This is a genomic window from Brevundimonas sp. NIBR10, assembly GCF_027912515.1.
In the GTDB taxonomy this organism is placed as follows: domain Bacteria; phylum Pseudomonadota; class Alphaproteobacteria; order Caulobacterales; family Caulobacteraceae; genus Brevundimonas.
In genome coordinates, this window is sequence record NZ_CP115464.1 from 2,850,856 (window position 1) to 2,865,811 (window position 14,956).

General features: G+C 67.4%; 12 protein-coding genes. 4 read left to right on the forward strand and 8 right to left on the reverse strand.

Annotated elements, in window-relative coordinates; translation table 11 throughout:
- Positions 1-41: 41 nt before the first annotated feature.
- From O5K39_RS14045 to O5K39_RS14065, 5 genes are all read right to left on the reverse strand, one after another.
- On the reverse strand, positions 42-404 hold the full coding sequence (locus O5K39_RS14045; protein ID WP_271144239.1) for a VOC family protein: 363 nt from the start codon (positions 402-404) through the stop codon (positions 42-44).
- 42 nt (positions 405-446) lie between these two features.
- Complete coding sequence (locus O5K39_RS14050; protein WP_271144240.1) at positions 447-1,934, reverse strand: Ppx/GppA phosphatase family protein; 1,488 nt, start codon at positions 1,932-1,934, stop codon at positions 447-449.
- Entirely contained in the window at positions 1,931-4,144 is a 2,214-nt protein-coding gene (locus tag O5K39_RS14055; protein ID WP_271144241.1) for an RNA degradosome polyphosphate kinase, read from the reverse strand. Before O5K39_RS14055 ends, O5K39_RS14050 begins: the two co-directional genes overlap by 4 nt.
- A 45-nt stretch (positions 4,145-4,189) precedes the next feature.
- The gene (locus tag O5K39_RS14060; protein WP_271144242.1) at positions 4,190-4,867 is read right to left on the reverse strand and encodes a DnaA/Hda family protein; all 678 of its coding nucleotides are present in this window, start codon (positions 4,865-4,867) and stop codon (positions 4,190-4,192) included.
- Between the two features lie 85 nt (positions 4,868-4,952).
- On the reverse strand, positions 4,953-5,240 hold the full coding sequence (locus tag O5K39_RS14065; protein ID WP_271144243.1) for a YciI family protein: 288 nt from the start codon (positions 5,238-5,240) through the stop codon (positions 4,953-4,955).
- A 179-nt stretch (positions 5,241-5,419) separates the two neighbouring features.
- Between O5K39_RS14065 and aspS the strand changes: the two genes are divergently transcribed.
- Positions 5,420-7,198 carry an aspartate--tRNA ligase gene (gene aspS, locus O5K39_RS14070; RefSeq protein ID WP_271144244.1) on the forward strand — a complete coding sequence of 593 codons (1,779 nt, stop codon included), beginning with the start codon at positions 5,420-5,422 and terminating at the stop codon, positions 7,196-7,198.
- Positions 7,199-7,503: 305 nt separating this feature from the next.
- On the opposite strand, the gene O5K39_RS14075 is transcribed toward aspS, so the two are convergent.
- Together O5K39_RS14075 and O5K39_RS14080 are read right to left on the reverse strand one after the other, a co-directional pair.
- Positions 7,504-8,397, reverse strand: a complete 894-nt coding sequence (locus O5K39_RS14075) for a pentapeptide repeat-containing protein (protein WP_271144245.1) — start codon at positions 8,395-8,397, stop codon at positions 7,504-7,506.
- A 62-nt stretch (positions 8,398-8,459) separates the two neighbouring features.
- Positions 8,460-8,951: a pentapeptide repeat-containing protein gene (locus O5K39_RS14080; protein ID WP_271144246.1), complete on the reverse strand. Its 492-nt coding sequence runs from the start codon at positions 8,949-8,951 to the stop codon at positions 8,460-8,462.
- 152 nt (positions 8,952-9,103) lie between these two features.
- Here O5K39_RS14080 and hmgA point away from each other — a divergent pair, with 152 nt between their 5' ends.
- The 3 genes from hmgA (at position 9,104) to O5K39_RS14095 (ending at position 12,918) form a co-directional block, all read left to right on the forward strand.
- A complete protein-coding gene (gene hmgA / locus O5K39_RS14085; protein ID WP_271144247.1) occupies positions 9,104-10,408 on the forward strand; it encodes a homogentisate 1,2-dioxygenase in 1,305 nt (434 codons plus the stop codon).
- Positions 10,409-10,523: 115 nt separating this feature from the next.
- Positions 10,524-11,630: a phytase gene (locus O5K39_RS14090; RefSeq protein WP_271144248.1), complete on the forward strand. Its 1,107-nt coding sequence runs from the start codon at positions 10,524-10,526 to the stop codon at positions 11,628-11,630.
- 91 nt (positions 11,631-11,721) lie between these two features.
- Complete coding sequence (locus tag O5K39_RS14095; protein WP_271144249.1) at positions 11,722-12,918, forward strand: hypothetical protein; 1,197 nt, start codon at positions 11,722-11,724, stop codon at positions 12,916-12,918.
- Here the strand turns inward: O5K39_RS14095 and gspD are convergent.
- Positions 12,912-14,912: a type II secretion system secretin GspD gene (gene gspD / locus O5K39_RS14100; protein WP_271144250.1), complete on the reverse strand. Its 2,001-nt coding sequence runs from the start codon at positions 14,910-14,912 to the stop codon at positions 12,912-12,914. The genes O5K39_RS14095 and gspD overlap by 7 nt on opposite strands.
- Between the last annotated feature and the right edge of the window lie 44 nt (positions 14,913-14,956).

A 14,956-nucleotide genomic window follows, 5' to 3' on the forward strand; every position in this document is an offset into this window, starting at 1 on the left:
TTCTCCTCCCCGTCGGCCGCTTGGCCGATGGGGAGGAGAGATCAGGGCGCCGGCGGCTGCCAAAGCTCGATCGCATTGCCCTCGGGGTCGTGGATGCGTGCAAAGCGGCCGATCTCTGGCGAGGCGTCCCACTCGGGCTTGGTGGTGATCTCGATCCCGGCGGCCCGCAGCGTGGCCAGCATGCCGTCCAGGTCATCGACCCGCAGGTTCAGCATCCATGACTTGTCCGCGGCGAAATAGTCCGTGTCGGCCTTGAACGGCGAAAACACCGTGGGCCCCGCCTGCTGGTCCCACAGGAACATCCCCTCCGGCGCCCCGACCCCCAGGTGCGTCAGATACCAGGCCGCCAGGGCCTTGGGATCCTGCGACCGAAAAAAGAACCCGCCGATACCGGTGACCGCCATGTCCGCACCCTCCATCAAGGCGCAACCGTGGACCGTCGCCCGTCAGATTTCCAGCTTCAGCTTCATCGCCTCGGCCAGGGCCTTGGCCCGACGCCGGGTCTGTTCGCCCAGCAGGACGGCGGCATATCCGTCCGAAGCGGTCAGCTTCAGCGTTGAGCCTGACACCGTCAGCGCCGCATTGGCCAGCAACTGCGGCGATCGCCCCGACAGATCGCACCCCAGCCGGATCGCCAGCCCCAGGGCCCGTGCCCTCAGCCGTGCGTCCTCGCCCAGCAGCCGGTCGGTGACGGCGGGGCTCGGCGTCGCGGAGCCCCCGCCGTACCGGGCGTTCAGCACGCAGGCCAGGAAGACCCGTTCGGCATGGGTCTGGCCCGGAATCGGTGCCCTCAGCACCTGGTCGAAGGCCAGCTCCAGCCGGTGATCGGGATGCAGCCGAGCCCCCAGATCGGCCAGGCGACAGGCGGCGGCGGCCAGAACCCCGTCCCGCTGCGCGCCGAACGCCGGCGGCAGGGCGGCGATCAGGTTGGTCAGCCAGCCGTTGAGTGCGGCGGGCAGGTGGGGCGAAATCCCCTGCCGGGCCCCGAGCGCCTCACACCCGGCGATCAGCGGGTCCTCTGCCGCCTCGTCCCGGTCCAGCGCCTCGAACAACAGACCTTCGCGCAGGCCCCAGGCCGAGAAATGGATCGTCTTCAGCCCCAGCCGATCGATCAGCCCCTCCAGCACCAGGGCGGCATAGGGCAGGGTCTCGGCCCGCTTGCGCGACACGCCCGGCAGCCGGTCCAGCGAGGCCCGGGACTGCTGCGCCACCAGCCGCGCCACGTCGCGGGCATCGTCGGCGGTCATCGCATACTGGTGGACGATCTTCAGCGGATAGTCGCTGATCGCCATGTGCAGCTGGGCCAGCGAGCGCCAGCCGCCACCGACGGCATGCAGATGATCGGCCGCGAACGGCTTGGCTACGGGCTTCAGGATGAGACCGACCCGGGCCCTCAGGCGATCGACGTCGAACCCTTCGGCGTCCGCCAGGCTGAAGGGGCCGAGCGGAAGGGTGACGCCGGCCTCCAGCGCCCCTTCGCCGATCCGGATCAGCTCCAGGCTGGACCCGCCCATGTCGGCCACGACCCCTGCCGCCGACGGGTCCCCTGCGATCACGCCCAGCGCCGAATAGTGCGCCTCCTCCTCGCCCGACAGGACGCGGACCTGCAGCCCGGTCTGGGCCGCCACCTGACCGCAGAAGTCGGGGCCGTCGATGGCCTCGCGCACCGCCGCCGTCGCCGCGACGAAGGTATAGGCCGGCTTGACCCCCTCCAGCACCGCCGCGAACCGGCGCAGGGTGGTCAGGGCCATGGTCACGCCCGCCGGCGACAGTCGACCCGTGGCAGGCAGGTCGCGGCCCAGACCCGCCAGGACCTTCTCGTTGAACACGGTCCAGATGGCCCGGCCTTCCAGTCGGTACAGCACCATCCGCACCGAGTTCGACCCGATGTCGATCACGGCCGCCTCGCGGGGCGGCGCATAGATCACGTTCATCGACCCTGCCGAACGTAGCGAAGCGCTTGCGGCTTGTTTTTCACCTTGCGGCCTCGCCCCGACAGGCTGGGATTGGTCATGAAATACTGGTGCGCAGAGAAGGGCCGATCAGGGTCGGCGGTGACGCGGACATAGTCGCCGGCGGCGTTCAGCGACCAGCTCTGCATATCGTCCTTCAGATTGGCGACCATGATCTGGTCCAGGATCTGGTCATGGACCGTGGCGTTCCTGATCGGCGTCATCAGCTCGACCCGCCGGTTCAGATTGCGCTCCATCCAGTCGGCCGAAGAGATGAAGACCTTGGCCTTGTCGTGCGGCAGGTCGCGGCCGTTGGCGAAACAGATGATCCGGCTGTGCTCCAGGAACCGTCCGACGATCGACTTGACCCGGATGTTCTCCGACAGGCCGGGTACTCCCGGTCTCAGGCAGCAGATGCCCCGCACCACCAGCTCGATCCGCACGCCCCACTGGCTGGCGCGGTACAGGGCGTCGATGATCTCGGGATCGACCAGGGCGTTCAGCTTGACCCAGATCGCCGCCGGCTTGCCCTTGGCCGCCGCCGCCATCTCCTGACCGATCAGTTCGATCAGCGTCGACTTCATGTTCAGCGGCGAGACGACCAGGGCTTCCAGGTCGTCGGGCTCGGCATAGCCGGTGATGTAGTTGAACACCCGCCCCGCATCGCGGGCCAGCACGGGGTCCGAGCTGAACAGGCTGAGGTCGGTATAAACCTTGGCCGTCACCGGGTGATAGTTGCCGGTGCCGAAGTGGCAGTAGGTCTTCAGCGCCTCGCCCTCGCGCCGGACCACGATGCTGAGCTTGGCGTGGGTCTTGTATTCGACGAAGCCGAAGACGACGTGAACCCCGGCCCGCTCCATCGCCCGGGCCCAGCGCAGATTGGCCTCCTCGTCGAACCGGGCCTTGATCTCGACCAGGGCGACGACGTTTTTCCCGTTCTCGGCCGCCTCGATCAGGGCGGCGACGATGGGGCTGTCCTTGGAGGTGCGGTACAGGGTCTGTTTGATCGCGATGACGTTCGGGTCCCGCGCCGCCTGACGCAGGAACTGCACCACCACGTCGAAGCTCTCGAACGGGTGGTGGATCAGGATGTCCTTCTCGCGAACCGAGGCGAAGACGTCGCCGCCCTGGTCGCGGACCCGCTCGGGATAGCGGGGTTCATAGCCGGGGAATTTCAGCTCAGGATGGCCGTTCGGGATCAGCTCGGATAGCTGGGCCAGGCCCAGCATCCCGTTGACCATGACCACGTCCTGAGGCGCGGCCTCCAGTTCGCCGACGATGAAATCGCGCAGGTCGTCCGGCGTCGAGGCCTCGATCTTGATCCGCACGACCTCGCCCAGGCGGCGCTGCTTCAGCGCCTCCTCGTATTCCAGAACCAGATCCTCGGCCTCTTCCTCGATCTCGATGTCGCTGTCGCGGATCAGCCGGATCAGGCCCTTTTCCAGAACGTCGCAGCCGGGGAACAGGTGGTCGATGAACAGCAGGAGCAGGGTCTCGAGCGCCACGAACCGCCGCCGACCCGGCTTGGACCGGCCATCGGTCGGCAGCTCCCAGAACCTGCGCACCTGGGTCGGCACGGGCACCAGGGCATAGAGGGTCCGGCTGTCCGCCCGTCGCTTCAGCTTGAGCACCAGCGAGAAGCCCAGGTTGGGCAGGAACGGAAACGGGTGGGCCGGGTCGATGGCCAGCGGCGTCAGCACGGCGAACAGCTGGTTGAGGAACTCGGGTTCGAGCCGGTCCTTTTCGGTGCGGGTGATCCTGGCCGAATGGATGACCTCGATCCCGGCCTCCGTCAGCTCCTTGCGCAACTGGCCCCAGCGCAGCTGCTGCTCGGCCATCAGCTCGCCGGCCTGGACGTTGATCCGTTCCAGCTGTTCGGCCGGGGTCAGGCCGTCGGCGGAAAGCACACGCACCCGCTCGCGAACCTGGCCCTTCAGACCGGCGACCCGGGTCATGAAGAACTCGTCCAGATTGTTGGCCGAAATGGACAGGAACCTCAGCCGTTCCAGCAGCGGATGGACGGGGTTGGCGGCCTCTTCCAGCACCCGGGTGTTGAACTTCAGCCAGCTGATCTCGCGGTTGAAGAACCGCTCGGGCGAGGTCATCAGGGCTTCGTCGAGCGCCAGCTGCGGCGCGCGGGAATCGGGGACCTCGGTCCCGGTCGTCGTGTCTGAGATGGCGGCGTCGGACATGACGAGCGTTCTGGGGTCAGTTTGTTACGGCTGCAACCGCCAAAGTCACTCGAACAGGTCGCCGCTGTCGGGATTGGCCTCGATCACCTGACGCGCCAGCACCCGGGTCACGGGCCGGTGCTCGGCGTCGAGCCGCGCCACGATGTCCGCCGCCGCCTGGGCCGAGCGGTCGATGCGACGGACCAGATAGTCGATGACGTCCTCGGCCGGGGTGATGCTTCGCTCGGCAAACCGGGCCCGCAGGATGGCGGATAGCACCGCGTCGTCGGGCGCCTCCATCGCTACGACCCTCAAGGCATCGAGCCGGGACCTGAGATCGGGCACGCTGACGTCCCAGCGGCGCGGGGAGGGGCGTGAGACCAGCAACAGGGCCCCGCCATCCGCCTGGGCCAGGTTGATCAGGTGGAACAGGGTCTCGTCGTCGGCGTCCTGGGCGATGTCCAGTAGCACGGGCCGGCCTTCCAGCTCGATCGGATCGGCCGTCGCCGCCTCGGCGCCGACGAGGGCCAGGGCGCCGACACGTTCCGCCCACAGCCGGGCCAGATGGCTCTTGCCGCAACCGGCGGGTCCGCACAGGGCCATGACCCGCCCGGCGTCGTCGGGCCAGCGGTCCAGGATGGCGGCGGCCTCGGCGTTGCAGTTCGACCGGACGAACGCCGGATCGACCCCGTCACTTTGCAGCGGGAGGCGAAGCTGATCGGTCATGGTTCGACGCGCGAGCATGCCGCCACCCTAGCCTCGATCGGCCGGATGTCGGTTAACGGCGATGACGGTGAGGTGGACAAGCGCCTGGCCCTGTGGATCGCCTTCAGACGAGGGCCGCCAGCGCCGGATTGACCTTGGTCGCCTCGAACTCGACGATCGCATAATCCGCCACGCCATGGATCTTGAACGGGTCTTCCTCCAGCACGGCCGTCAGAGCCTCCCGGTCCAGCTTGCTGCTGACGATGAAGACGCCGCCGGTGCGCGGAACCTGAGGCCCGGCGACCAGCAACAGGCCACTGGCGACATGCTGATCCAGCCAGTCACGATGCTCGGCACGCACCGCGTCCACGCGTTCGGCCGGAGCGGTATAGGTCAGGGTGACGACGAACATGCGCTTCCTCGTGGGCTTCGATCTCGCTGATATGTGGATTCGGCCGAAGGTTCACAATGCGATGTGGGGCAGGAGAGGCGGCGCGCACCCGTCCGACCTTGACTTTCGGGGGCGATGATGCGCCCTTCCGCGCCTTCCAATTCCCGCCGTTTCGCGGCCCGATACAGACGAAATCCCTCATGCACGCCTATCGCTCCCACACCTGCGGCGCCCTCCGAATCGCGGATGCGGGGGCCAATGTCCGCCTGTCCGGCTGGGTCCACAGGAAGCGTGACCACGGTGGCCTGCTGTTCATCGACCTGCGCGACCACTATGGCCTGACCCAGCTGGTGCTGCACCCCGAGACGCCGGGCTTCGAGGCCGTCGAGCGGCTGCGAGCCGAGAGCGTGATCCGGGTGGACGGCGAGGTCGTGGCCCGCGACGCCTCGGTCATCAACGCCACCCTGCCGACCGGCGAGATCGAGCTGAAGGTCACCGGCGTCGAGGTCCTGTCCGAAGCCGCCGAACTGCCGCTGCCGGTCTTCGGCGAGCCGGAATACCCCGAGGAACTGCGCCTCAAGCACCGCTACCTCGATCTGCGCCGCGAGACACTGCACAAGAACATCGTGCTGCGCAGCCGCGTGATCTCGTCGATCCGCCAGCGCATGGTCAACCAGGGGTTCCTAGAATACCAGACGCCGATCCTGACGGCGTCGAGCCCTGAAGGTGCCCGCGACTTCCTGGTGCCGTCGCGCCTGCATCCCGGCAAATTCTACGCCCTTCCGCAGGCCCCCCAGCAGTTCAAGCAACTGCTGATGGTCTCGGGCTTCGATCGCTATTTCCAGATCGCGCCCTGCTTCCGCGACGAGGACCTGCGCGCCGACCGTTCGCTGGAGTTCTATCAGCTCGACGTCGAGATGAGCTTCGTTACCCAAGAGGATGTTTTTGCTGCGATCGAGCCCGTCATGCACGGGGTGTTCGAGGAGTTCGCCGACGGCAAGTCGGTCACCCCCTATCCCTTCCCGCGCATCCCCTACCGAGACTCCATCGCCTGGTACGGCACCGACAAGCCGGACACCCGCAACCCGATCAAGATGGCGGACGTCTCGGAGCAGTTCCGCGACGGCGGGTTCGGCCTGTTCGCGAAGATCCTCGGCGCGGATGCGAAGAACGCCGTCTGGGCGATCCCGGCAGCCGGCGGCGGATCGCGCGCCTTCTGCGACCGGATGAACTCCTGGGCCCAGGGCGAGGGCCAGCCGGGCCTCGGCTATATCTTCTGGTCGGACGACAACAACGCCTGGGGCGGGCCGATCGCCAAAAACCTCGGTGCCGAGGCGACCGATGCCCTGATGGCGGGTCTGGGACTCGGCAAGGGCGACGCGGCCTTCTTCGTCGCCGGTGACCCGTCCGTCTTCTACAAGTTCGCCGGTTCGGCCCGGACCCGGCTGGGCACGGAGCTGAAGTTGATCGACGAGGGTCGGTTCGAGTTCTGCTGGATCGTCGACTTCCCCATGTTCGAATGGTCGGACGAGGAGAAGAAGGTCGACTTCAGCCACAACCCCTTCTCGATGCCCCAGGGCGAGCTTGAGGCGCTTACGACCAAGGATCCGCTCGATATCCTGGCCTATCAGTACGACATCGTCTGCAACGGCTATGAACTGTGCTCGGGTGCGATCCGGAACCACAAGGCCGAGATCATGCTGAAGGCCTTCGAGATCGCGGGCTATGACGCCTCGGTGGTCGAGGATCAGTTCGGCGGCATGTTGAACGCCTTCCGCTACGGCGCACCACCGCACGGCGGTCTGGCCCCCGGCATCGACCGTATCGTCATGCTGCTGGCCAACCAGGTCGCGATCCGCGAGGTCATCGCCTTCCCGCTGAACCAGCAGGGCGAGGATCTGCTGATGAACGCCCCGACCGAGGCCGGCGAACGTCAGCTGAAGGACGTCCACATCCGCACGGCCCTGCCGCTCAAATAGGCCGGCGAGGCGGCGATGGTAGGAGTATAGGAAAAAAGACCTATTCATCCCTTGCTCATCGCTGTATCCGTTCCCATCTCGTCGCCGGGTCTTTGACAAGGCGATGAGACGAACTTCTGCGAAGCTACGTCGTGCAGGCAGAGTAGAGCTTGACGCGATCTCCGAGCTTGGCCACCCAAGCCATTGAATTCAGGTGCGTGACCAGGCCAATGTCACCCTATGTCACCCAGGGATTTGGCACGGTGACAAAAGCAACGCCGCAGGCCATGCGCCGCGCGTGAACCCCGGCTCGGACGCCGATCGGTTCAGTCAGCTGCCGCGTAGTGCCGCACGATCGAGGGCGGGGCCGGCGGTGCGGGTGGCCTCGGCACCGCCGGCCGGACGACCATCATCCGGCTCCGGCAAGGCGTGGCGCGCAGCGACCCGGGCAGGCGGGTATTGTCGTCGCCACAGGCCTCCGACACCTGGCTCTGGGTCAGGCCGCGGGCGCGCGACAGGTCCACGCCCCGGATATCGACGCGGCGCAGCGAGGCCCCGGCGAAGTTGGCGCGACCGAAGACGGCGCCGGTGAAGCGGGCGTTGTCCATCTCGGCGTTCTGAAAGTTCGCGCCCGAGAAGTCGCCGCCGCCCATGTTGGACGCCTGCATCTCCGCCCCCACGAAGGAAGCGTTGCGCGCGCTGACATTGGCCAGGGTCGCGCCCATCAGCTCGGCGTCGTTCAGGTTGGCGTCGGCCAGGACCGCCCCGTTCATGTTCACGCCCATCAACTCGGCACCCGACAGGTTGGCCCGGCTGAGGTTGGCCCGCGAGAAGACGGCTCCGGCCGACGAGGCTCCGCTCAGCGACGTGTCCACGAACACCGAGGCGGTGAAGTTGGCCCCGTTGATCTCCGCGCCGCGCATGTCGGCGTGGGTGAAGTCGCTGGACGAGAAGTTGGAGCCGACCATCTCTGCCCCGCGCAGGTTCGAGCCGACCAGGGTCGCCGAAATGAAGGTCGCACCGTTGAAGGTGGCCCCCGACAGGTTCCGGCCCGACAGCTCACACCGGTTGCACGACCCGCCCAGCGAGATGGTCCGGGCCACGTCGCGGTCCTGAACGCTCAGCCGGACCTCGGCGAGCGCGGACGTTCCGGCCAGGACGGCGGACGCGCCGAGAGCCGTGGCGAGGAGGCGATGGAGAGGGCGAGCGATCTGTTTCACGAGCTCTCAATGCCCCCGAACGCCCACGGGGCCTACTTAAATCGCGGTAAGAATGGAGGTCTTCAGCAGGCGGGAATGTGCAGGCTGCCAGGCAGGACGGTCGCTTCGTCGCCGCACGCGCGGTTCAACTGGGCCTGCGTCAGACCCGTTGCCCGCGCCATCTCGGCGCCGGAGAAGTTGGTCCCGACCAGGGTCGCGCCTGCGAAATTGGCCCCCTCCAGATAGGTCCCGACGAAGCTGGCGTTGGTCAGATCGGCCCGCGAGAAGTTCGACGACGAGAACACTGCGCCGTAGGCTTCGACATCCCTCATGTCGGCACCGGAAAACCGGGTGCGGTTCATGACGCTGAGGCTCAGGTCCGACTGGCGCAGCCGCGATCCCGACAGGTTCAGGCCGTTCGCCTCCAGCCCGGAGAAGTCGCCCTGGAACAGGTTGCAGCCCGAACAACTGGCCCCGCCACGCACTCGCGCGATCTGGCCCGCGTTCTGTGCCGAGGCGGGCAGGGCAGCCGCAAAGATGGCGGCGGCGAGTGTGGAAATCAGGATCGGCTTCATCGACAGGCTCCGGCTGTGGCGCACCACGGATCGATCCTGAACCGAAAAGGTTTCAATCCTCCTTTCAGACGGTTGGTCGGGCCGGGCGGCTTGACTCGAACGCGACCCGGGGCGAGTCGGGCATCTGGAAACGATCTCGAAAAGGAGACGCCGTGAGCGAGGACGCCCGCCTTCGATACCTGACCGGTTTCGGCAACCACTTCGCCACCGAGGCGGTCGAAGGCGCTCTGCCGGTCGGCAAGAACTCGCCCCAGCGCACCCCGTTCGGACTCTATGCGGAACAGCTGTCAGGCACCGCCTTTACCGCGCCTCGGGTCGAGAACCGCCGCAGCTGGCTGTACCGCCTGCGCCCCGCCGCCAACCACGCCGCCTTCAGGCCCTGGGCCGGCGCATCGCTGCTGAAGTCCGCGCCGTTCGACCGACCGGCCGACCCCAACCGCCTGCGCTGGGATCCTCTGCCGATGCCGGAGGCGTCGCAGGATTTCGTCGAGGGGCTGGTGACCTACGGCGGCAACGGCGATGTGGCGACCGGGGCCGGCATCGGTATCCACCTCTATGCCTGCGACCGGTCCATGCAGGACCGGGCCTTCTTCAACGCCGACGGCGAGATGCTGATCGTACCTCAAGAGGGCCGGCTGACCATCACGACGGAGTTCGGCGTGATGGCGGTGGAACCGCAGGAGATGGCCCTGATCCCGCGCGGCGTCCGTTTCCGGGTCGCCGTCGAGGGACCATCCCGCGGCTATGTCTGCGAGAATTACGGGGGCTTGTTCCGCCTGCCCGACCTCGGCCCCATCGGCTCCAACGGTCTGGCCAACCCGCGCGATTTCGAGACGCCGGTCGCCGCCTATGAGGACATCGACGAACCCTGCGAACTGATCCAGAAATTCCAGGGCGGTCTGTGGGCGACGATCCTGGACCACTCGCCGTTCGACGTCGTCGCCTGGCACGGCAACCTGGCCCCGTGCCGCTATGATCTGCGACGGTTCAACACGATCAATACGGTCAGCTACGACCATCCCGACCCCTCGATCTTCACCGTCCTGACCAGCCCGTCAGAGGTGCCGGGCACGGCCAACTGCGACTTCGTGATCTTCCCGCCGCGCTGGATGGTGGCCGAACACACCTTCCGTCCGCCCTGGTTCCACAGGAACGTCATGAGCGAGTTCATGGGGCTGGTGACAGGGGTCTATGATGCCAAGGCCGGCGGCTTCGCGCCCGGTGGGGCCTCGCTGCACAACCAGATGAGCGGTCACGGCCCGGATCAGGCCAGCTACGGCGGGGCCATCCAGGCCGACCTCAAGCCGCACAAGATCGCCGATACCCTGGCATTCATGTTCGAGAGCCGCTGGGTGATCCGCCCGACCGACTTCGCGATGGAGGCTCCTACGATGCAGCTCGACTACGACGACGTCTGGGCCGGGTTCGACAAGGGGCGGGTTCCTCCGAACGCATAGCGACCACAAAGATGGTGTCGTGAAACTGACAAGGCTCTGACATCAACCGCCCCTAAGGCGGCGGCGCGGGGGCCGGGCGGCCTTTCGTGACGAACGGATGAGATTGGGACGGGCCATGAATCGCTTGAAAACCCTGGCGCTGGTCGCCGCCGGCGCGAGTGCCCTCATGCTCGCCTCCTGCGCCACCACGGCCCCAACCGGTGAAGAAACCGGCGCGTCAGACTCGGCCGGGATGACGGTCGGCGTCGGCACGCCGGTTCTCGCGTCGGCCGAGACGGTCGCGGTCGGCACGGCCAACGCCGACGCCGCCGACGATCCGGCGATCTGGGTCGATCGGGCGGACCCGAACCGGGCCGTGATCTTCGGCACCGACAAGAAGGCCGGCCTCTACGCCTATCGGCTCGACGGATCGGTCTTGCAGAACCTGGCTGGCGGACAGCCGAACAACGTCGACCTGCGCGAAGGCTTCGTGATCGACGGCCGGGCGCAGGTTCTGGTCGCGACCAGCGACCGCAGTCTCGACCGGTTCGGCATCGTCCTGTTCATCATGGATCCCGCGACGCTCCAGACCCGCCAATGGGGATTGATCCCCGTCGACCTCGACGAGCCCTACGGCCTGTGTGTCGGCAAGCGCGGCGATGGTTTCATCGTGATCATCAACGGGACGGACGGTCAGGTCCGCCAGGTTGCCGTATCCGTCGGCCCCGACGGCAATCCCGTCGGCATGGTCGAGAAGCGATACGACGTCGGCAGCCAGACCGAGGGCTGCGTCATCGATGAAGAGGCGGGCGTTGTCTACATCGGCGAAGAGGCCCGGGGCGTCTGGCGCTATTCGCTGGATCCGGCGCGGGGCTCGCGTCGTGAGTCCATTGCCCGTGCGCCGAGCGACGTCCTGGCTCCCGATGTCGAGGGCCTGGCCCTGCTGAAGGAGAACGGCGCGACCTGGCTCATGGCGTCCAGCCAGGGCGATTCCGCCTTCTCGATCTGGCGCGTCGATGGGTCCACCACCTATCGCGGCCGGTTCTCGGTCGTGGCCGGCGGCGGAATCGACGCCGTGACCGGGACGGACGGCATTGCCGCCATCGCCGGCCCGATCGGCGGCTATGCCCAAGGCCTGATCGTGGTCCAGGACGACGTCGATGAAATCCCCGGTTCGACCGGCGAGCGCCAGAACTTCAAACTGGTGGACTGGGCCGCGATCAAGGCGGCGCTCGGCCTCTGATCGGGGCTCGTCTGGACAATCTGACCGTCCTGCCCGATGGAGAGCCCATGCTGGCTTTCCGCCCTGCAAGTCAGCCGCCGTCGGTGCGGACATGATCGAACGGCTGAGGCGCGGTCGCCGGCTTCTGGCCGAGGTCGCTTCGTATGCCATGCCTCTTTGCATCGGCGCGGTGCTCCTCTTCGGCTCGGCCGGCGGGGCAGGAGCGGCACCGGGCCCGGATGCCCGATCCTTCTATCTGATCAGCCTGTCCCAGACGCCGCTGCCGGAGGCCGCTGACGCCGTCCTCGTCAAATCGCTGGCCTCCACCGTGCGGATCGATCAGGGCGTGGACGCCGACATCACCCTGTCGATCGCCGAGCCGATGACGGTCGAGGACCTCGAGATCGCCTTCGCCGCCGAACTGTCCAACCACGGCATCGCCCTGGTTCGGGATGGGGAGGGGTATCGTCTGGCGGATGTCTCTGTGGCAATGGTCGAGACGCCAAGGCCGCTGATCGTTGGCGCACCCTTGGCGACCCCGAAGGCGACGATCGCCCAGCAACCTGCCTCAGACGACGGCCCGGCAGTTGTCTCCGACCCCCGGGGGAAAGCGTGGGGGCTGTATGCGGCCTTGATACTGGTCGCAGCGGTCGTCGCCGGTCTGGCTGTTCGCTTTGGCCAACCCCTGATCATGGGTCTGAGCCGCCGCTTCGCTCATACCTCCGCGCGTCCTGCTGCCGTGGCCAACTCCACCCAGCGCGACGCCGTTGTGGACTGGTTGCTGAGCCGGCACAGCGTTCCGCTGCCCCTGCTGGCGTCGGCCTGCGACCGGGCCGCGCGTCTCACCCGACCCGTCGAGCAGGCGCTTTGCGATGTCGGTGCGGTGACGGATGCGAATCTGGCGGATGCCTATTGTGCGATCACGGGCCTGTCGCGCTGGGATCCCGCGACGACACCGGCTCATACTTCAGGAGACATGGTTCTGGACGCCTTCATCCAGAAGCATCCGCTGCGTGTCGTGGAGTTGGATGACTGGTCCCTGGTCGTGGCCTGCGCCGACCCGCTCGATGATCGAACCTATGCGGCCCTGTCGCGGACAGCGCGGCGAATGGTGACCTTGCGCGTTGGGTGTCTGTCCGAGATCGCGACGGATGGCGGGGCCGCGTCCGATTCGGAGCATCATGCCCCGCTCGTGATCGTGCCCTGGTCGCGGCCGAGGCCTGACGGAGCGCACCTGCTCCAGGCCATTCTGGCCCGCCGGTCCACCGCAGAGGCGGGTCAGGCCTCCGGCGACGTCAACGGTCAATAGACCCCGTCGATCTCGGCCGGCAGTCGGGGGCCCGGGGGATAGGCCAGCAGGCTCCAGCCGCGTGTGGGGACGGTCTCTTCGGTCCGCAGTCGATCGAACTGGGCCCGGGCCGCCGCAGCCGCATCGGCGGGATCGCGCAGGATGGTCGGGCGAAGGAAGATGAAAAGGGTGCGCCGCGAGGTGCTCTCGCGCGTGGTGCGGAACGCCCGGCCCAGGATCGGGATGTCGCCCAGGATCGGCACCTGGCTGTCGGCCGACAGCCTGTCGTCGCTGATCAATCCGCCCAGCACGATCGTCTGGCCGTTGTCGGCCAGGATGGTCGTCTCGATGCTGCGCCGGTTGGTGATCAGGTCCGCCGCCCCGGCCAGGGTCGAGTTGACGAGGGAGGAAACCTCCTGCGCGACCTCGAGCCGGATCACGTCGCCGTCGTGGATACGCGGGATGACCTTGAGAGTGATGCCGACGTCCTGACGTTCGATCGTTGTGAAGGGGTTGATGGTGTTGCCGTCGGTGGCGAAACTGCCGGTGCGGAACGGGACGTTCTGGCCGACGACGATCTCGGCCGGTTCGTTGTCCAGGGTGGTGATGCTGGGGGTCGACAGCAGGTTGGCGCGGGCCGAGGTGCCCAGAGCCTGAACCAGCAGGCTGAAGTCGCTGCCACCCCGAATGACCGCTGACGCGCCCTCGGGTGCCAGGGCCGATGCGGCCGTCACGCCCAGTGCCAGCAGAACCTGACGCAGCGAGACGCCGGTCGAGGAGAAGGACGTCCCGCCCGACGATGCGGAGTCGATGGCCGCGCCGCCGAAACCGAGCTGCACGCCCAGCTGTTCGGCCTGTTCGCCGGTGATCTCTACGATGGCGGCCTCGATCGTGACCTGGGGCCGACGAATGTCGAGTTCACCGATCAGGGCCTCCATCTCGGCGACGGCGGCGGGTGAGCCGCGCAGGGCGATGGCGTTCAACTCGGGCGCGGGCTGGATCGTGATGTCGGTCAATCGAATGCCGCCGGCTCCGGTAACCTGAGGCGCGGCCACGACGACGGGAGCGGATGCCTGACCGGCCTGACCGGGTACCGCAGCGGTGCCACCCTGGGCGCGTGCCGCCATCTGCGCGACGGCGCTGAGCTGGGCCTGTTGCGAAGTCGATCCGAGAGCACGGGCCACGGGGTTGGTCGCTTCCTGCGGCGCACCCAGAAGACCGCGCATGACGTCGGTGACCGTCTCGGCGTCGCCGTGGCTCAGGCGGACGACCCGGGTGATCGGGGCCGATCCTCCGGGGATGTCGAGCGCCTCGGCGACCTTTCGGGCCTCGCGGATGCTGTTGGCGTCCCCGCGCACCAATACGATGTTACTGCGCTCGTCGACGGCGACACGGATGCCCGCGCCCTCGCCGACGGGGGCCAGCAGGCTGGTGATCGACTGGCCGACGTCGGTCGCGCTAGCGTAGCGCAGGCTGATGCTCTCGAACGCCTGGCCGCTGCCGCTGTCTAGCGCCTGGGCCAGTTGTTCGATCCGACGGACGTTCTCGGCATAGTCGGTGACGATGATGGCGGGCGGCGAGTTGACCGATTCCAGACTGCCAAATGAGGCGACCAGCGGCCGCAACACTCGCACGGCCTGATCGGGGGCAAGGTTCCGCAGGCGGATCAGGCGGGTGACGATATCCTGGGTCCGGGCCCGGCGCAGATCGGTCGAGCCGTTCTGGATCAAAGCCGCCTGGGGGACGATCCGCCATGCGTTGCCGCTGCGGACCGCGCCGTATCCCTGGACACGAAGGACGGACAGGAACAGGTCCCAGACGCCGTTGACGCTCAAGGGCTCGGCCGAGGTGACGTTGACGACGCCCGCCACGCTGGGATCCAGGATCAGGGTCCGGCCGGTGATGCGAGAGATCTGTTCAGCGACATCCTTGATGTCGGTGCCGCGAATATTGACCACAACCCCGCCCGAGACGTCGGGGGCAGGCGTCTGGGCCAGACCGGGCGTGGCCAGCAACAGGCTTGCGCTCAGCGAGAGCGTCAGGACCTTACGAAGGGGGG